Source organism: Pseudomonas sp. CM27 (genome assembly GCF_013179515.1).
GTDB lineage: Bacteria > Pseudomonadota > Gammaproteobacteria > Pseudomonadales > Pseudomonadaceae > Aquipseudomonas.
Map to the genome: position 1 here is coordinate 1 of NZ_JABMCN010000129.1, position 16,723 is coordinate 16,723.

General features: G+C 58.7%; 19 protein-coding genes and 1 pseudogene. 10 read left to right on the forward strand and 10 right to left on the reverse strand.

The genetic code is table 11. From position 1 onward, the window contains the following. The first annotated feature begins 50 nt into the window (after positions 1-50). Positions 51-431, forward strand: a complete 381-nt coding sequence (locus HP547_RS16770) for a termination factor Rho (protein ID WP_172286878.1) — start codon at positions 51-53, stop codon at positions 429-431. A 307-nt stretch (positions 432-738) separates the two neighbouring features. Here HP547_RS16770 and HP547_RS16775 read toward each other — a convergent pair. Then, positions 739-927, reverse strand: a pseudogene (locus tag HP547_RS16775) (general stress protein); the annotation flags it as partial. 267 nt (positions 928-1,194) lie between these two features. Between HP547_RS16775 and HP547_RS16780 the strand changes: the two are divergent. Beyond that, complete coding sequence (locus tag HP547_RS16780) at positions 1,195-1,581, forward strand: NUDIX domain-containing protein (RefSeq protein WP_172286879.1); 387 nt, start codon at positions 1,195-1,197, stop codon at positions 1,579-1,581. A gap of 6 nt (positions 1,582-1,587) precedes the next feature. Here the strand turns inward: HP547_RS16780 and HP547_RS16785 are convergent, their stop codons facing one another. The 3 genes from HP547_RS16785 to HP547_RS16795 all read right to left on the reverse strand — a co-directional run bounded on the left by HP547_RS16785 (position 1,588) and on the right by HP547_RS16795 (position 3,984). Beyond that, positions 1,588-2,391 carry an OBAP family protein gene (locus HP547_RS16785; RefSeq protein WP_172286880.1) on the reverse strand — a complete coding sequence of 268 codons (804 nt, stop codon included), beginning with the start codon at positions 2,389-2,391 and terminating at the stop codon, positions 1,588-1,590. 61 nt (positions 2,392-2,452) lie between these two features. Beyond that, positions 2,453-3,784, reverse strand: a complete 1,332-nt coding sequence (locus HP547_RS16790; RefSeq protein ID WP_172286881.1) for an SDR family oxidoreductase — start codon at positions 3,782-3,784, stop codon at positions 2,453-2,455. A 56-nt stretch (positions 3,785-3,840) separates the two neighbouring features. Continuing rightward, positions 3,841-3,984: a hypothetical protein gene (locus HP547_RS16795; RefSeq protein ID WP_172286882.1), complete on the reverse strand. Its 144-nt coding sequence runs from the start codon at positions 3,982-3,984 to the stop codon at positions 3,841-3,843. 201 nt (positions 3,985-4,185) lie between these two features. On the opposite strand from HP547_RS16795, the gene HP547_RS16800 reads away from it, so the two are divergent. The 3 genes from HP547_RS16800 (at position 4,186) to HP547_RS16810 (ending at position 8,199) form a co-directional block, all read left to right on the forward strand. Then, positions 4,186-6,750, forward strand: a complete 2,565-nt coding sequence (locus HP547_RS16800) for an EAL domain-containing protein (RefSeq protein WP_172286883.1) — start codon at positions 4,186-4,188, stop codon at positions 6,748-6,750. 152 nt (positions 6,751-6,902) lie between these two features. Next, complete coding sequence (locus tag HP547_RS16805; protein WP_172224488.1) at positions 6,903-7,259, forward strand: general stress protein; 357 nt, start codon at positions 6,903-6,905, stop codon at positions 7,257-7,259. A 61-nt stretch (positions 7,260-7,320) separates the two neighbouring features. Continuing rightward, positions 7,321-8,199: a manganese catalase family protein gene (locus HP547_RS16810; protein WP_172286884.1), complete on the forward strand. Its 879-nt coding sequence runs from the start codon at positions 7,321-7,323 to the stop codon at positions 8,197-8,199. Between the two features lie 39 nt (positions 8,200-8,238). On the opposite strand, the gene HP547_RS16815 is transcribed toward HP547_RS16810, so the two are convergent. After that, complete coding sequence (locus HP547_RS16815) at positions 8,239-8,748, reverse strand: ferritin-like domain-containing protein (RefSeq protein WP_172224482.1); 510 nt, start codon at positions 8,746-8,748, stop codon at positions 8,239-8,241. A gap of 188 nt (positions 8,749-8,936) precedes the next feature. On the opposite strand from HP547_RS16815, the gene HP547_RS16820 reads away from it, so the two are divergent. Next, complete coding sequence (locus tag HP547_RS16820; protein ID WP_172224509.1) at positions 8,937-9,155, forward strand: hypothetical protein; 219 nt, start codon at positions 8,937-8,939, stop codon at positions 9,153-9,155. A 45-nt stretch (positions 9,156-9,200) separates the two neighbouring features. On the opposite strand, the gene HP547_RS16825 is transcribed toward HP547_RS16820, so the two are convergent. The 5 genes from HP547_RS16825 to cyoA form a co-directional block, all read right to left on the reverse strand. Next, positions 9,201-10,325 (reverse strand): mechanosensitive ion channel family protein, encoded by a 1,125-nt coding sequence (locus HP547_RS16825; protein ID WP_172224479.1) that lies wholly within the window; start codon positions 10,323-10,325, stop codon positions 9,201-9,203. 86 nt (positions 10,326-10,411) lie between these two features. Next, on the reverse strand, positions 10,412-10,750 hold the full coding sequence (gene cyoD, locus HP547_RS16830) for a cytochrome o ubiquinol oxidase subunit IV (protein WP_172224476.1): 339 nt from the start codon (positions 10,748-10,750) through the stop codon (positions 10,412-10,414). Beyond that, on the reverse strand, positions 10,750-11,361 hold the full coding sequence (gene cyoC, locus HP547_RS16835) for a cytochrome o ubiquinol oxidase subunit III (protein WP_172224473.1): 612 nt from the start codon (positions 11,359-11,361) through the stop codon (positions 10,750-10,752). Before cyoC ends, cyoD begins: the two co-directional genes overlap by 1 nt. A gap of 3 nt (positions 11,362-11,364) precedes the next feature. After that, positions 11,365-13,338 (reverse strand): cytochrome o ubiquinol oxidase subunit I, encoded by a 1,974-nt coding sequence (gene cyoB, locus HP547_RS16840; protein WP_172286885.1) that lies wholly within the window; start codon positions 13,336-13,338, stop codon positions 11,365-11,367. Positions 13,339-13,343: 5 nt separating this feature from the next. Further along, positions 13,344-14,225 carry a ubiquinol oxidase subunit II gene (gene cyoA / locus HP547_RS16845; protein WP_172286887.1) on the reverse strand — a complete coding sequence of 294 codons (882 nt, stop codon included), beginning with the start codon at positions 14,223-14,225 and terminating at the stop codon, positions 13,344-13,346. A gap of 261 nt (positions 14,226-14,486) precedes the next feature. Here cyoA and HP547_RS16850 point away from each other — a divergent pair, with 261 nt between their 5' ends. The 4 genes from HP547_RS16850 to HP547_RS16865 all read left to right on the forward strand — a co-directional run. Then, positions 14,487-14,804: a hypothetical protein gene (locus HP547_RS16850; RefSeq protein WP_172224467.1), complete on the forward strand. Its 318-nt coding sequence runs from the start codon at positions 14,487-14,489 to the stop codon at positions 14,802-14,804. 95 nt (positions 14,805-14,899) lie between these two features. Then, positions 14,900-15,124 carry a hypothetical protein gene (locus HP547_RS16855; RefSeq protein WP_064492742.1) on the forward strand — a complete coding sequence of 75 codons (225 nt, stop codon included), beginning with the start codon at positions 14,900-14,902 and terminating at the stop codon, positions 15,122-15,124. 168 nt (positions 15,125-15,292) lie between these two features. Beyond that, positions 15,293-15,589: a DUF6555 family protein gene (locus HP547_RS16860; protein WP_064492741.1), complete on the forward strand. Its 297-nt coding sequence runs from the start codon at positions 15,293-15,295 to the stop codon at positions 15,587-15,589. Positions 15,590-15,657: 68 nt separating this feature from the next. Beyond that, the coding region (locus HP547_RS16865; RefSeq protein WP_172286886.1) for a M28 family peptidase at positions 15,658-16,723 on the forward strand (1,066 nt) is incomplete at its 3' end.

Genomic DNA, 16,723 nt, shown 5'->3' on the forward strand with positions numbered 1-16,723 from the left:
GAAGGGCAGGTGTTCAACCGTTCACTTAGAGCCTTTCAGGAGTGACGGTCATGCCCCGTGGAGACAAAGACAAATACACCGAGAAGCAAAAACGCAAAGCTGAACACATCGAAGAAAGCTATGAGCACAAAGGCGTTTCCAAAGATGAAGCAGAGTCCCGCGCTTGGGCCACTGTCAACAAACACTCCGGTGGCGGAGAGAAAAAGGGCGGTTCGGGCAAGCAGACGCCGGCGAGCGAGAAGAAAACAGCGCGCTCCGATTCGGCCAGGCGCGCAGCTAAAACCCGAGAGGGCCACCCACGCACATCGGGATCTTCGCTGCAAACCCAGACCAAGGAAAGCCTGATGAAGGAAGCCCGCAGCAAAAACATCAAGGGGCGCTCGAGCATGTCCAAGGCGCAATTGATAGACGCGCTGCAAAAACACGGCTGAATCGCCAGCAGGGATTGCTGCAAGGAGTTTGCATGACGGGCGCCGTTCGCTCACCGTGGTGAAAGCATGCAGTAAATTGCCTGCTTGAACGGGTTGTTGCGCGGGGCCTTCCATTTGCCCGGTCCAAGCGTCCCGTGCCAGCTTGCGATCTAGCAGCGCAGGAAAGAAGAGCGTGCCTATTTAATTACAAGGCTCCAGCGCGTCGATGAGAGAGGGCACTGATCAGCCCACGCCAACGAGCCGAGCTGATCAGCCATGCCAGCGTGAAGCCAGGTCAGCATGCTGACCTGGCCTCGGTCACGCGAGGTCATTCACTCTTGCGACCACCACCGTGGCTGTGCTGGCCGCCAACGCGGCCGGCTTCGGATGCACGTTCACGGTCATTGGCGAAATTGCCGCCTGAAGCTTGCCCCCCTTTGCGCCCGGCCTCGGACGCCTTCTCCCGATCATTTGCGAAATTGCCTGGGTTGTTTTGAGCAGTGCCGCCTTGATTGCCACGGTTACTTTGATTGTTAGCCATGATCTTTCACCTCATGTCAGCACACAGGAAAGTCTGTGTTCAACTAGGACGGTAGGCGCGGCGCGATTGTCTCGGGTGATGTGGACATTTGCCGATGAGTTGCACTAAAGATAAAGTCGGCAATGTGTTGCGCTCAAATGCTTTGGCATCAAGGTATTAGACAACGTCAACACGCTATTGGCTTGAACCTGCGCGGTGAGGAACCAGTCCATCGTAATATGAGAATGGTTAAAGGAGGTGGGCATGTCCAAGCCAGGCAAGCTCAGATCAAGAGCAACAGTGTTGTGCTTTCTCGGGGCCAGGGTATTGCTGGTGCGCCGCAAATCGCGCAAATGGAATTTTCCAGGGGGCGGCCTCAAGCCGCACGAGGCCCCGTTGAATGCAGCCATTCGCGAACTCCAAGAGGAAACTGGCATTTGCAGGGAGCGCCTGGTCCCGCTGTGTACCCTTCGTGCGGGCGATATTGTTCATCACATCTTCACGATGCAGATCGATGAGCGAGACCACCCTGAGCCGCAAAACGAGATCGTGGCGTGTAAATGGGTACAGCGCGACAAATTGGCACCGTCCCTGCTCAAGCCCGCTGCAGCCGCACTGCTGGCACGCGAGCTACCGGCCCTGATCGCCTGACACGGCTCAAGGGCTTGAGCGGCTGTTGGCATCGTTTGGCGTCGGGGACGCTGCAGGGCTATGCACATGCTGGCCGGTCGGGTCCGTGAGCTGAATGATATTGCCCTGCTCCCAACCGTTGGCTGCGGGGTCGAGAGGGGGGATCGGTATATCCGCACGTTGGACCTTGCTTTTGCGAGTATCCAGCTGCAATCGCTGATTGCGTTGCCGAACCATGGCTGGGTCGGCCTGCCCATCTGCGGTGAACCCCATCATCAATTGCGGCACACCCAAGGGCAGGCGCTTGTCCTGATCGGTATGCCATGTATGCCACGTCTTGCCATACGTATGGGCCAGCCGGGTCATCAACGCGTGTTCGGCGCTTGCAGGGATGTTGGGTGCGCTCAACTGCCCGGATGACACTTCATAACCATGGCTATGCCACAGGGGCTTTTCAGCGGCAGGCAGTTTGGCGAACAGGTTGGCATCGATGATGTACTCCACGCCCATGATCTTCGCGTCTTTGGTGGTGCCATCGTAGATCACGCATTGAATGACATCCTCGTTGAGGACAGCGCAGTAATGATGAGCCTCCATTTGTGCGTCTGGCTGGCCATTATAGAAATGAAACCCGTTGAGGTAGGCATTAAGGGCATCTATCGGGGGCTTGGCCTGAAGCACCGCCGCGCCTGCTTCAAGCAGCTGGGTGCCAGCGGTTTCCGGCCTTCCAGGTGCCTCTACGGGGGACTGCGTGGCAACACTGCTGCAGCCCCAGACAAACAGGCTGCAGGCAACAGGAAGGACAGCGCGGAAGGTTTGGATTGCGTGCATGGGGCGTTTTCCAGGGCAATACGCGTCTCGCCGGGCCAAGACGCGCGAGGGTCAATGGGCGTTATCGTTCAGTGCGGTTGCGCAGCAGCGCGTAGGCGCAGGCGCCCACCAGCAACGACACGGCAACACCCATTAATACGCGGGCTTTTTGCTGGCCTTCGCGCCATCCGCCATGTACCTGGCGCTCGCCGCTTGGCGGGGCGAACAGGTTTCCCGATGAAACATCGGCGGCGGGGCTGCGGCTCAATCCGAGACGCGCCAGCCAGCCTGCCATATGGCCAAGCCGTGGAACGATATAGCTGGCCAGGTGCGCTACGCGGGCTGCGCTCCCCACCGTCGTGGATGCCCTCGGTGTGATCGCACAGTTCACCATCGCCTTGGCTACGCGCTCGGGGTCATAGATTGGCCCTGGCGGCTTGAGTGCATGCCCGGTGTAGTTGCCACCGTCACGAAACCCTGGGGTATCCATCACGGCGGGGTAGATATCGCAGACATGAATATCTGCAAACTCGGCGAGCTCGCCGCGCAGGGCTTCGGTCAGGCCACGCAAGCCAAACTTGCTGGCGGAATAAGCAGCCGCATAAGGTTGAGCGACCCAGCTTCCCAGCGACAAGGTATTGATCAAGATGCCGCTTCGCTGCGCCTTGAAGTAAGGCAAGGCAACATAGGCGCCGCGCAAGTAGCCGATCAGATCGGTTTGAATCACTTGCTCATGGGCTTCAAGGGGTATTTGGTCGAAACGCCCCACGGCACCCACACCTGCATTGTTGATCCATATATCGATGCGGCCTTTGCCGAATTCGACGGCGCGCGCTGCCAACGCCTGCATATCCGCGCTTTGGGTAACGTCGGTGGTCACCGCAACGGCATCGGTACCGCACTCGGTGCATTCATCGAGCACTTCGAACAGGGCGTTTTCATCGCGTGCAGCGAGGACCAGGCGTGCCCCTTTGCAGGCAAACGCATGCGCTGCAGCGCGGCCAATGCCACTGGATGCGCCGGTGATAACCACCACTTTGCCACGCAGTGGTCCAGTGAACGTTTTGCCATTTGGCTCGCTCAAGGCTTGATCAGCCTCTGGCAATTCATCGTCCACACTGGAAGCAGACACATCAGCCTCGATTCGCGACAGTTCGAGTGACGTCCCGTCGACCAACTTCAACGTGAGGTTTTCAATGTGACCGGCAACCCGATCGGGGAAAACCGGTTCGCCCTCGGCATCCAGGCTGTCATAAATGAACCGCTGACCGTCGAGCCAGCCAACGGCGGTCAGCAGCTCGGGCCCCAGATAATACTTACCGTCCAGAAAAAAGCCTGCAAATTGATGCGCACGTTCAACGTTCTCGACGCGATAGCGTTCCCCTGGCTTCATACCCGTTGCTTTATCGATCATGGCTGACACCTCTGCCTGGTTTCAATGGGTTATGGCGTGGGCATTGCCCAGGCGCATCAGCCATCGGACTGCTCTTCGGGTGGCACCTGATCGTCAGGCCAATCGGGAGCCTGTTGACCAGGGGCGGGCTTGGGGGCGGGTTCACCTGGGTTCTCAGGGATATCATCGACATACGGGTCGTGTTCGTTGGGGGCTGCCATGGGGTGGCTCCTATGCAGTAGGTTTGCCTTCCATTGGGCAGCCGTTATGCCCTGGCTGTTCCATCTGATTGTTCGGCAATTCAACGGTTGCCGACCTCCGCGGTGGGCATGTGCAACGCGCAGGCCACCGGTTGTCATTTTTACCGATCGTTCTTCTTGGTCGGGCAGTCAATGGAAAGAATCCCTGGTGATGGTGACTGAATGGACCCGATTTCTGACAATGATCTGTCGACGCGCAGCCACGTGGTCCGGCAACTGATCGTCGTGTTTACCGGCCTGTTGATGGTGGTACTGATTGTCGGGTTGGGGGCTCTCTACCGGATTGCCGGGTCACTTGATCAACGCGAAATGGCGCAAAGCCGTTTTCATGCTGAGTCTGCAATGGCCCAGCTACAAAAAAATGAGCGCAGCTATGTCCTTACCCACGCCATCTGGCAATCTGCATTTGACCATCTAGGCCGCGGGGTGGATGTGCAGTGGGCTTTTGATGAAGATAACGTTGGCCCCACGCTGTTTACCGCTGACGGTTATGTGGGCGTGTTCGTACTCGATGATGACGGCAGCCGCTACGCCATGGTCGATGGCCAATTGAGCGATGCATCATTCGCCCACTACAGCCCCCAGGCTGACCTGATCCTCAGCCAGGCGCGGCAGGTTGCTGCCAAGCAACAAGCCACTTCAGGCTATTTCCAATTTGGTGGGCAGCCGGCACTGTACACGGCTGCGGTAATCCAGCCACCCTCGATGCCGCATCATCTACCGGCGCCCCGTGCGGTACTGGTATTTGTCCGGCGTCTCGATACCAGGCTGCTCGAGCCTTTGGGCCGTGCTGCTGGCCTGTCTGGCTTCGCCGTCGCGGATCGCATGGCCGCGGACGGGGCAAAGGGTACGCTGCCGCTTGAGGGCAGTGGTCATACGCTGACATGGCACATCGAACGCCCGGGCAGTGAGCTGGTTTCCACCGTGGTGCCTGCGCTGACCTTGGCGGGAGTGCTCATTGGCTTATTGATGACGCTGTTTGCCCGTTATGCCATCCGCGCCAGCACGGGCATGGACCGCAGCCATGAACAACTCGCGGCGTCCAAAGCGGCGCTCGAGACCAGCGAGGAGCGGTTTCGGGCTGTGGCCGAAGCGTCATCCGACTGGATCTGGGAAACCGATGCCGACTTGCACCTGAGCTATCTGTCGGCGCGGTTCGCTGAACTCACCGGGCACAAGGCAGACGCTTGGCTGCATCGACCGATTACCGAGCTGCTCGATTGCGATACCGCGCAGCTTGAAAACTGGCTGCACGGCCTGGCTGCCAGCCACGCTACGGGCAGCTTGCGCTGCCAGTATCATGATCACCTGGGGCAGCAGCGTATTTGCCGCATTGCGGCACGGGCAAGTTTCGATCGTGGTGTCTGCAAAGGGTTTCGTGGCACCAGCAGCGATATCACCGACGAGGTTGCCGCCCATGCACAGATACAACACCTGTCGCTTCACGACGCCCTCACGGGGTTGCCAAACCGCAACAAGCTCTTTCGATTCCTGGAGCAAGCGGGGCAAGGCGCTGTGCCCCAAGCCATCGCGCTGATCTTGCTGGACCTCGACAATTTCAAGCCCATCAATGACAGCTTGGGCCACCCGGCCGGTGACGCTGTGCTGATCGAGGTGGCGAGGCGCCTGGGTGAGATAACGCGCGACACTGACTTGGTAGCACGCTTGGGGGGAGACGAATTCATCATCGTGCTCTCGCGCCCCGGGCAGCGCGTCGACATGGACCGCTTTTGTGCTCGCGTCGTGGAGTCGTTGCAACAACCCATACTGGCTGAGGGCCATTCGGTGCAGGTCGGGGTCAGCCTGGGGGTGGCACTGTCAGCGGAGTACCCGGGCACCCCCAGTGACCTGATCCGATACGCAGACATTGCGCTGTATAGCGCCAAGTCTGCTGGCAAACACACCTGGCGTTACTTCTCTGCGCAGATGAACGAGGCGCTGCTGGAAAAGCGCGTGCTTGAACGCGAATTGCGCGAAGGCATCGGCCGTGATGAGCTCGTGTTGCATTTCCAGCCGCGCTACAAGGTCGATGGCACAACGGTCGCCTCGGTAGAAGCGCTGGTGCGTTGGCAGCATCCGCGTCAAGGTTTGTTACGCCCTGATCGCTTTATTGCCTTGGCCGAAGAATCCGACCTGATCGTGCAGTTGGGCAACTGGGTGATCCACGACGCATGCGCCAAGGCCAAGGCCTGGCCAGTGGCAATCATGGTCTCGGTCAACATGTCACCCGCGCAGTTCAGCCGTAGTGACGTGGTACGCGATGTCGCCGAGGCACTGCGCCAGACAGGGTTACCTGCCCATCGCCTGGAACTGGAGATCACCGAAAACGTGATGCTCAATGACGTCGAGGGGGCCTTGCAGACCATGAACGCGCTGAAGGAGTTGGGCGTGCGGCTGAACATGGATGACTTCGGCACCGGTTACTCTTCGCTGGGCTATCTGAGAACTTACCCGTTCGACAGCATCAAGATCGACAAACGTTTCGTTCAATCTTTAGGCAAGAGCGCGAGTGACCGCAGCGTGGTTCAGGCCATCATCAATCTGGGCAATGCCATGGGCATGACGGTAACCGCCGAGGGCGTTGAAACTGCCGAGCAACTGGCCCTGCTCAGCGATGATCAGTGCCATGAAGTACAAGGTTTCCTGCTCAGCAAACCGGTCGACAACGACGCCCTGATACGGCTCATGCTTACTCGACAGCCGAGCGCTGAAATGCCCACCGATTAATAAAGCTACGGCCTATCTTGCCCGAATATTTTGTGCTCAATACCTTCGAGCGTTTCGTCAGGGATCGCAAAATTTCTTTCACCTACAAGCCATTGCTGCAGGTCATTAGTGAACACAGAACATCCTGTGTTAACGACATGAGGTGAAAGATCATGGCTAACAACCAAGACAACGACCGTAGCAACCAGGGCGGCAACGCCAACACCAACCCAGGCAACTTTGCCAATGACCGGGAAAAAGCATCCGAAGCAGGTCATAAAGGTGGCCAGATGTCGGGCGGCAATTTCAAGAACGATCCTGAACGTGCATCCGAAGCGGGTCACAAAGGTGGTCAAGCATCAGGCGGCAACTTCAAGAACGACCCTGAGCGTGCATCCGAAGCAGGCCAGAAAGGTGGCCAGGCCTCCGGTGGCAATTTTGCCAACGACCCGGAAAAAGCCTCGGAAGCAGGCCGCAAAGGCGGCCAGCACAGCCATGGCGGCGGGCGCAAGAGCGATGACAATCGCTGATTACCGTTGAATCGACCGGGGCGGCTCTGGCCGCCCCGGCGAGCTGATGAGGATTTTGCCAATGTTCATGCACAACAAGCGATTGCAATATACCGTGCGGGTCGCCGAGCCCAACTCTGGGCTGGCCAACCTGCTGCTGGAACAATTCGGTGGCCCGCAGGGCGAACTGGCTGCGGCCATGCGCTACTTTACTCAGGCGGTGACGGAGGACGACCCAGGGCGCAAGGACATGCTGTTCGACATTGCCACGGAAGAGTTGAGCCACTTGGAGATTATTGGCTCGATCGTGGTCATGCTCAACAAGGGGGCCAAGGGGCGCCTGGCCGAGGGGGCTGAAGCGGAAGGTGAGCTGTATCGCTCGCTGACCGGCGCCGGCAACGACTCGCATATCACCAGCTTGCTGTATGGCGGTGGTGCGGCCCTGGTGAACTCTGGCGGCATCCCCTGGACGGCCGCCTACATAGACACCATCGGCGAACCTACTGCCGACCTGCGTTCAAACATTGCCGCCGAGGCCAGGGCGAAGATCGTTTACGAGCGACTGATCAATGTCACCGATGACCCCGGTATCAAGGATGCCCTCGGCTTTTTGATGAGCCGGGAAATCGCCCACCAGATGTCGTTCGAAAAGGCCCTGCACTCGATTCAACCGAACTTCCCGCAGGGCAAGCTGCCCGGTGATCCGGCCTTCAACCGCACCTACTTCAATATGTCTCATGGGGCAGAAATGCGGGGGTCGTGGAATGAGGGACCGGATTGGAATTACGTCGACCAGCCCCAACCTGCCGTGGATGGCGGCGATGGCATGGCAAGTGTGCAGCTTGACCAGGCTTCGGCTGCGGCTGCCGATGCCATGAAAGTCAGAACTCAGTCCAATCCCGAAGCACAACCCTTGACCGGCGCTGAACTGGGCAAGGTCAACGGCGACCAGCCGGCCTGAAAATACCCGCAGCGGAGGGTGTCCGCTGCGGGCCTCATTCTAGCGTTTAGCCTCGGTGTCCGGGTTGGCAGACCGGGCCAGGAACGCACGGGTAATTTCCGGAAGGTGGTCCTTGAGCCACTGAGCCATCGCTTCTTCTTCCTTGAGTATGGACCTGCAGGCTTGCGCGGTGGCGGTGTCACCGGCCGCTTCGGCCGCCTCTATCAATACCGTGTACGACGCGATCTCCATGTTTTCGAATACATAGCCAGACATGGCGCCCTTGACCACTTCATCGCTCATGACCATGCCACCGACAGCCTGGCCGAACGCCATGAGCTTGCCGGCAAGGTCCTTGAGCGTGGAAGTGCTACCCCCCAATCGCTCGATGCACCCGAGCAGCAGGCGTTGTTGCCCTTGGGTTTCTTCGATGTGCTGAACGATACGCCCCTTGAGCTCGGGGTAATGTTCGAGACGTTCGGCCTGGCCCTTGAGCATGCTCTCGGCCTGTTGCTCCATGGCATGTGCGTCGCGCAGCCAGTCCAGCAGATTGTCTTGTACCGTTGCCATTTCAAGTACCTCGCTTCCAGTAATGGGTACAGTTGGGAAAACGCCAGTGCTGTAACGATCGATTGAAACGACAGATGGCACCCAAAGCATCAAGCTAGAGCCAGTCGTCAGCCCTGCTGAACGCCAACGCTCAAGCCTGGATCAACCCAATGAGTCGTCCCCGTCTGCAAGCCTCGGAGAACCCAGCGATGGCCAAGTATTTGTATTTGATCAGCTACATCCTCGACAACCAGCCCGGCACTTGCGAGTTCCGCAGTGACGAAGAAGACCTTAGCCGCGAGGCTGCGCGCGAGTACCTGCAAGGTTTGCACCGCAACGAAGCGTCCTCTTTCACGGACGTACAAGTGCAGCGGCAGGAGCACGATCATGAACCGGGCACTTCGCCCGGCCATTATCAACAGCCTTGAGTCAGGCCGTGGGCAAGGGGGGCGAGATGCCCCTCATGCCCTTGTTCAAGCGCCTCTGAGGCCTCGCCCCTCACGGCCTTGCCCCAACCGGTTGGCTTCCTCTGGCAAGGCGGTGACTTTGATTGCGCGTACCGGCACGGCGAATTTGGCCCCTATCGTGGAGAAGCGCTCCAGGAGCCGAAAATTGATGGCCTGTTGAATATCCATGTACAGGTTGTAGCCTGGGTCCTTGACGATATAGACACATTCGAACTCCAGCGCTTCCTTGCCGAAGCCGCGCAGATGTGCGCGGTCGAAGCGTACCTGCTGTTGGTCTTTGATGGCTTCTTCGACGATGGCCGGCGCTTTTTTCACCGCCTCGGTAGGCGTGTCATAAGAGAGGCCGAATTCAAACACGATCCGCCGTTCTTGCAGGCGCTTGTAGTTCTGGATCGTGCTGCTGATCATGCTGGCGTTGGCCATCACGATCTGCTCGCCACCGAGGCTACGGATGCGCGTGGTCTTGAGGCCAACGTGCTCGACGGTGCCAGCCAGCGGCCCGATGACGATGAAGTCGCCGACCTCGAAGGGCTTGTCCACCGCAATCGACAGCGAGGCGAACAGATCGCCGAGGATGTTTTGCACGGCCAAGGCTACCGCGATGCCGCCCACGCCCAGACTGGCGACAAAAGCGGTGATGTTCACCCCCAGGTTCGACAGCATTGCCAGAAGCACCACGGACCATAGCAGCACCCGCGCGCCCCAGGCCGAAAGGGTGGCCAAGGCACTGCCTTGGTTCAGGCCGGTAGCATTGTGGCGGGCGAAATAGCGGCTCAACCCCAGGCCAATGGCGCGGTTGGCCCACAGGCCGATCTGCAATGCGGCAACCACGAACCACAGGCTGCTGACCCGAGTCAGCCAGCGTTCTGGCAGGTCGAGCATACTCAGGCCCACCAGCAACGAGGCGAGGAACAGCAAAAAGTTGCTGGTACCTGACATTACTTTGGCCAGTACCTGGCTCAACGCGCCATCGTGCTCGGACCAGCGCCGGACCCGGTGCAACAGAAAACTGATGGCAGCGCGGGCCACCAGAAACGTGAGCAGTGCCACGCACAGTGCTACAAGCACATTGAGAATGGAGATACCGAATACGGTGGTGTCGGTGAACAATGCAATGAGTCGATCATTCATTGGCGGTTAGCCTCCTTGGTTGCCCTGGATTGATAAGCAGGTCACTGTGCTTGGACGTCAATGAGGCGCCGTATGTCGATCGGATTTCACAAACCCAGCATGTTGTAATGCACGTAGTACATGATCCACAGCGAGAGCCCCACCAGCAGTACGATGATCACGGCCGTAAACACCAGTGCTACCAAGCTCCAGCGTTGCTCGCGTGCGGTAGTCAGGTGCAGGAAGAACACCATGTGCACGAGGATCTGGATCACTGCGCAGGTCAATATCAGCAAGAAGGTGATACTGCGCGGGAGGCTGGGATACAGGGCCAGAGCGAACGGAATCAGCGTCAACAATGCGGCCAGCACGAAGCCGATGTTGTAAGTCTTGTGGCTGGATTGGCTGGCCCCGGCGCTGCTGTGAACCTGGCTTTCGCTGCTCATCAGATCACCCCGAACAGGTAGACGACGGTAAAGACGCATACCCACACGATGTCGAGAAAGTGCCAGAACAGGCTGAGGCAACTAAGGCGTGTGGAGTTGACGCAGCACAGGCCGCGCTGTTGCACTTGAATCATCAGCAGGGCCATCCACACCAAGCCAACCAGCACATGCAGGCCATGGGTGCCGACCAGCGTGAAGAACCCGGTGAGGAATGCACTACGTTGCGGGCCGTAGCCTTCGGCGATCAAGTGATGGAACTCGTTGATCTCCATGGCGATGAACCCCAGGCCTAGCACAAAGGTGATGCCCAGCCACTGCAGCACTCGACGTTTGTCTTTGCGATGGTTGGCCAGCATGGCGTAGCCATACGTAATGCTGCTGAACAGCAAGAGAAAAGTTTCTGCAAGCACGTAGGGCAGTTCGAAGATGTCCGCTGCGCTGGGCCCACCGGCCACCGCCTGGCCCAGGACGGCATAAGTGGCGAACAACGTGGCGAACAAAATGCAGTCGGTCATCAGGTAAATCCAGAAGCCGAACAGGCTCAGAGAGCCGGCATCTTCATACCCTTGCTCCTGCTGATGGGCAGACTCATTCAGAACGATATGCGACATGGTTCAGGCCTCCGCCATCAGTTGGCGCCGTTCGGTTTCTACGCGCTCGACTTCCTCGGCCGTGACGTAGTACTCGGTATGCTGGTCGTAGCTACGTACGACCAAGGCTGCGACTGTGGCAAGCAGGCTGGTAATCACCAGCCACCAGATGTGCCACACCAAGGCGAAGCCCAGGACGGTGCTGAGCACGCCGATCACCACGCCCAGGCTGGTGTTGCAGGGCATGTGAATCTTGCGGAAATCCGCCTCGATCAGTGTCTTGACGCCACGCTCCTTCATTCCCCAGTACGCGTCGATACCGTGGACCACCGGCTGCTCGGCGAAGTTGTAGAACGGCGGCGGCGACGCGGTAGCCCATTCCAGTGTGCGTCCGTCCCACGGGTCACCGGTGTGGTCGCGGTTTTCGTGGCGCTTGCGAATGCTCACGACCAGTTGCATGACTTGGCAGGCCACGCCACAGAGAATGATCAGCACACCAACCATTTCCAGTAACAGGAAGGGGCGCCATTCCGGCACGTTGAAGTGGTTCAGGCGCCGGGTCATGCCCATGAAGCCGAGGAAGTAGGAGGGCATGAAGGCAAAGTAGAAGCCTGCCAGCCAGCACCAGAACGCGGCGCGGCCCAACGGGTCATAGAGCTTGAAACCAAAAGCCTTGGGGAACCAGTAGGTGAGGCCGCAGAGGTAACCGAATACTGCTCCCCCAATAATTACGTTATGGAAATGCGCAATCAGAAACAGGCTGTTGTGCAGCAAGAAGTCCGCGCCCGGCACGGCCAGCAGTACACCGGTCATACCGCCAATGCTGAAGGTGACGATGAAACCTACGGTCCACAGCATCGGCGTTTCAAAACGTACTCGACCGCGGTACATGGTAAATAGCCAAGTGAAGATTTTTACCCCGGTGGGCACGGCAATGATCATGGTCATGATGCCGAAGAAGGCGTTCACGTTGGGCCCTGCGCCCATGGTGAAGAAGTGGTGCACCCAGACGATGAACGACAGCACGGTGATCACGATGGTCGCCCACACCAGTGAGTGGTAGCCGAACAGGCGCTTGCGTGAAAACGTCGACGCCACTTCCGAGAAGATGCCGAAGGCCGGCAGAATCAGAATGTAAACCTCCGGGTGACCCCAGGCCCAGATGAGGTTGATGTACATCATCGGGTTGCCGCCCATCTCGTTGGTAAAGAAATGCATGCCCAAGTAGCGGTCCAGGCTAAGCATGAACAAGGTGGCGGTAAGGATCGGAAAGGCTGCCAGAATCAGGATCGACGTGCACAGCACCGTCCAGGTGAATACCGGCATGCGAAACAGTGTCATGCCGGTCGTGCGCATTTTGAGAACAGTGACGAAGAAGTTCAGCCCCGTCAGCAACGTGCCTATGCCGGATATTTGCAGTGACCAGATGTAATAATCGACCCCCACCCCAGGGCTGTAACCGATGCCCGACAGCGGCGGGTAGGCGACCCAGCCGGTGCGGGCGAACTCACCAATGCCCAGCGAGATATTCACCAGCAAGGCGCCCGAGACGAACAGCCAGAAGCTCACTGCGTTGAGGAACGGATAAGCCACGTCACGCGCGCCGATCTGCAGCGGCACCACGATGTTCATCAGGCCGACCACGAACGGCATGGCCATGAAAAAAATCATGATCACGCCATGGGCGGTGAAAATCTGGTCGTAGTGTTCCGGCGGCAGATAGCCGGGTGAGCCATCCGATGCCATCGCTTGCTGCGTGCGCATCATCAACGCGTCGGCGAAACCGCGCAGCAACATCACCAGGGCGACAACGATATACATCACACCGATGCGTTTGTGATCGACCGAGGTGAACCACTCCTTCCAAAGGTACGTCCATTTGCGCTTGTAGGTGATGGCCCCGACCCCGCCAATGCCGATCAGACCGACCACGGCGAGGGTGTACATGATGATGGGCTCGTCGAGGGGGATGGCGTCCCGGCTCAATTTTCCGAACATGTGCGTTACTCCTTGCTGCCTTGCGGCGTTTCACCTTGCGGGTCGCTCAAACGCCGCTCGACCTCGCGAGAACGGTTGACGCCCTGGTACTTGTCGATGAGTGACTGGAACAGCTGAGGGGTGACCGCAGCGTAATGCTCCACCGGGTGGGCGACGCTCGGTTTGGCCAGCCGGGCATAGCCGTCCGGGTCGAGCTGACGTTCTGAGCTGCGTACCTTGGCGACCCAGGCATCGAAGCCAGCCTGGTCGAGCGCCAGCGCCTTGAAGTGCATGTCGGAAAACCCCGGGCCGTTGTAGTTGGCGGCGATTCCGGTGTAGGTGCCTGGGTGATTGGCGATCAGGTGCAGCTGGGTCTGCATGCCGGCCATGGCGTAGATCTGGCCGCCCAGCGCGGGGATGAAGAACGAAGTAATGGCGCCATCGGCGGTCACGCGAAAGTCCACGGGCGTATCAACGGGCATTGCCAGTTCATTGACGGAGGCGATGCCCAGCTCGGGGTAGACGAACAGCCACTTCCAATCGGTGGCGATCACCTGCACTTTGACCGGGGGGTTGTCGGATTCGAGTGGTCGATAAGGGTCTAGGGCATGGGTAGAACGCCAGGTCACGATACCGAGCACGGTGATGATGACCAGGGGCACACCCCACACCACCGCTTCGATGACCCGAGAATGGCTCCACTCCGGGGTGTAGCGGGCCTTTTCGTTGGAGGACCGGTAGTGCACCGAGAAGACCAACGCCATGATCATCACCGGGACCACCACGATCAGCATCAGCAGCGTGGCCAGGATGATCAGGTTGCGTTGTTCCGACCCCACCTGGCCTTTTGGGTTGAACAACACCATGTCGCAGCCCGCCAACTGCAGCGTGACGAACCCCAGCAGCATCAACTCGAGTAGCCGGGCGCCCTTCGTGAATCCCTTTGCCATGTCCTTGTCCCGTAATTGTTGCCGAATGTTTTGGCTTGTTCAGTTAGAAGAATGAACACGGCAGGAAGGTTGTCTGGAATTCATGTATTGACGACGAATGGCGGTTGTACAGAAAGAAGGTTTTGTACAACCAAGCCGGCTGTCTGACGTTGTTGATTGTTTTCGACTGATGAGCGGTGAGAACGATCTACCGGCTACACCATCGGCGAGGGCAGACAAATGAAAAAAAGAGGCGAGACCTACCGACAATGGTATGACCCGATCCTGCACCATCAGACCCACGAAGAAGCCCTTGATAACGGCACCTGCCTGGAGGTGCAGGCACGGTTGTCACGCACAGGTGCCACGCAATTGTTCATCGGTGTCTATCGCGCAGACGGTTCACTGATTTGCGAGCGGGCATACTCGCAACGTGCCGGCGAAACCGTGAGTCGCGCACTGGTATGGGGGGTTGGTTATGCCAGACGGGTTGCGGTAGAGGGCAAGATGAATACATCGTCATTACGGCCTACGGCGCGGCGTTGGCCAACCCGCTGATGCGTCGGGCCTGTTGGCCGTTGAGGCAAACGGAACAAACTTTTTGCCTGCCTTCGGGTTCTTCTGAATGACTTCAACAGTATGAGGAAATCCCAATGAAGCGCACCGATGACAACACAGGCGACAAGGTCCCTCAGCCGCTTGCTTCTGAACAGGCGCAACGCGGCGAACAGGTGCCAGGCCCGGTGCTAAAACAGCCGGAGCCGGAAACCGAGGCGGTGGACAAAGTCATAACGCCTACCTCGATCAAGGAGCAGGCGCAACAGACCCAGCACATCAAACAGCGTCTGGCTGAGGTCGAGGAAAAGAAACAGTCCTGATCGCCACTACCTGGGACCGGGTGTCTAGCCCGGCTTCATGGCGAGCTTCGCGAAGGCATAGCGCCTTCGCGATCGCAATGCGAAACGCGTAATGACCAGTCAGTCAAAATTTCTGAATTTTTTTTGCTTTCGCCCGCTCCATTAGCCTGAACAATGGAGGAGAGTCCCATGGCAGGACCGCAACTGTATGTAATCGAATATGAGCTACATGGAGAATTCCGCACCTTCATCATCCGGCTTGAGTGTATGGACAACGCTGAAGCCTGGCACTGGGCGAGCTGCGATGCGGGGGTAGGTATCATTCCCAGGTTTGGTCAGCACAAGATAAAGAAGGTCAGCCGGCCCATGGCGGAGCGTTACGGTATTGCCAATGTACGTTGGCGGCCATCAGGGCAAGGGCCCGAATTTGTCGCGCTGCCTATCGATGTCAAGAAATTCTCTAACAGCGGCACAAGCAGCGCCTGAGGCGTTGCTTGCTGGCAGGCAAGGCCAGGGTCGTCGCCCTGGCTATTTCAAAAGACAGAGGTAGCCCCATGGAAATCATGCCGCTGCTAGAAGCCTTGTTACTGGCCCGCGGCCCAGGCGGCCAAGAAGATGAAGTGCGGGCGGTATGTCGCGATGCGCTTGGGGCGTACTGCGACGATGTGCATACCGACAACGCCGGCAACCTGCTCGGGGTGATCCGCGCCGCTGGCGATGCCAAGCCCGACGCGTCGATCAAGGTCATGGCTCACCTGGACGAAATTGCCATGATCGTAAAGAACGTCAGGCCGGACGGCACGCTCGAAGTGCTGGCACTCGGCGGCGCGCAGCCAATCAGCTTTGGCGTCTGCCCTGTGGACATCCTGGGTGATCGACAGATGCTTCCCGGCGTCCTGTCTTTCGGGTCGATGCACAGCAGTGGGCAGACCGCCAGCGGGCGTGACGTGTTGGCTGGAGCGGTGCAGTGGTCTGACCTCCATGTGGTCACGCGCAAACCCAAGAAGGCGTTGGAGGCAGTCGGCGTACGGCCAGGTACGCGGGTGGTGCTGAGCCGCCATTGGCGGCAACCGTTCAAGGTCCACGACAGCATTGCGGCGCATTTTCTTGACGATCGCGCGCCCTTGGCTGCGGTGATCCATTGTGCTCATCAGCTACAGCTAAGGCGCAGCGAATTGCGCCAGGATGTGTGGTTCGTATTGACGACGTTGGAGGAAGAATCCAACGCGGGCGCTATGTATGCGGCGTCCAGGCTGCCGGGCGATACCACCATTGCCATCGAGGTCGGTCCGGTGCTGGAGGAGTACGGAACCAGGCTGTCTGCCGACCCGATCATCAACACGGGTGACCAGAAGGGCTATTACTCCCGCCAAGTGGTACAGGCCCTGATCGCGGCCACGCACCGGGCTGGTTACACCCCCCAAGTCGCACTGCTGGTTGATTTTGCGTCCGATGCAAGCGCGGTGCTCAGTACCGGTACGGACGCCCGAGCCGGCTGCATCGCCATACCCACAGAAAACACCCATGGTTTCGAGATGGTGGTGCAGGAAGGCATTAACGCCTGTGCAAGCAGCCTGCTGGAATACCTGCTGCAACCAGAGCAGATCATTCCTGAGGTAT

What these genes read in the sequence shown, in the direction of transcription:
- HP547_RS16770 (WP_172286878.1), top strand. Translation starts at nt 51, where the DNA reads ATGCCCCGTGGAGACAAAGACAAATACACCGAGAAGCAAAAACGCAAA.
- HP547_RS16780 (WP_172286879.1), top strand. Translation starts at nt 1,195, where the DNA reads ATGTCCAAGCCAGGCAAGCTCAGATCAAGAGCAACAGTGTTGTGCTTT.
- HP547_RS16785 (WP_172286880.1), bottom strand. Translation starts at nt 2,391, where the DNA reads ATGCACGCAATCCAAACCTTCCGCGCTGTCCTTCCTGTTGCCTGCAGC.
- HP547_RS16790 (WP_172286881.1), bottom strand. Translation starts at nt 3,784, where the DNA reads ATGATCGATAAAGCAACGGGTATGAAGCCAGGGGAACGCTATCGCGTC.
- HP547_RS16795 (WP_172286882.1), bottom strand. Translation starts at nt 3,984, where the DNA reads ATGGCAGCCCCCAACGAACACGACCCGTATGTCGATGATATCCCTGAG.
- HP547_RS16800 (WP_172286883.1), top strand. Translation starts at nt 4,186, where the DNA reads ATGGACCCGATTTCTGACAATGATCTGTCGACGCGCAGCCACGTGGTC.
- HP547_RS16805 (WP_172224488.1), top strand. Translation starts at nt 6,903, where the DNA reads ATGGCTAACAACCAAGACAACGACCGTAGCAACCAGGGCGGCAACGCC.
- HP547_RS16810 (WP_172286884.1), top strand. Translation starts at nt 7,321, where the DNA reads ATGTTCATGCACAACAAGCGATTGCAATATACCGTGCGGGTCGCCGAG.
- HP547_RS16815 (WP_172224482.1), bottom strand. Translation starts at nt 8,748, where the DNA reads ATGGCAACGGTACAAGACAATCTGCTGGACTGGCTGCGCGACGCACAT.
- HP547_RS16820 (WP_172224509.1), top strand. Translation starts at nt 8,937, where the DNA reads ATGGCCAAGTATTTGTATTTGATCAGCTACATCCTCGACAACCAGCCC.
- HP547_RS16825 (WP_172224479.1), bottom strand. Translation starts at nt 10,325, where the DNA reads ATGAATGATCGACTCATTGCATTGTTCACCGACACCACCGTATTCGGT.
- cyoD (WP_172224476.1), bottom strand. Translation starts at nt 10,750, where the DNA reads ATGAGCAGCGAAAGCCAGGTTCACAGCAGCGCCGGGGCCAGCCAATCC.
- cyoC (WP_172224473.1), bottom strand. Translation starts at nt 11,361, where the DNA reads ATGTCGCATATCGTTCTGAATGAGTCTGCCCATCAGCAGGAGCAAGGG.
- cyoB (WP_172286885.1), bottom strand. Translation starts at nt 13,338, where the DNA reads ATGTTCGGAAAATTGAGCCGGGACGCCATCCCCCTCGACGAGCCCATC.
- cyoA (WP_172286887.1), bottom strand. Translation starts at nt 14,225, where the DNA reads ATGCTGCTGGGGTTCGTCACGCTGCAGTTGGCGGGCTGCGACATGGTG.
- HP547_RS16850 (WP_172224467.1), top strand. Translation starts at nt 14,487, where the DNA reads ATGAAAAAAAGAGGCGAGACCTACCGACAATGGTATGACCCGATCCTG.
- HP547_RS16855 (WP_064492742.1), top strand. Translation starts at nt 14,900, where the DNA reads ATGAAGCGCACCGATGACAACACAGGCGACAAGGTCCCTCAGCCGCTT.
- HP547_RS16860 (WP_064492741.1), top strand. Translation starts at nt 15,293, where the DNA reads ATGGCAGGACCGCAACTGTATGTAATCGAATATGAGCTACATGGAGAA.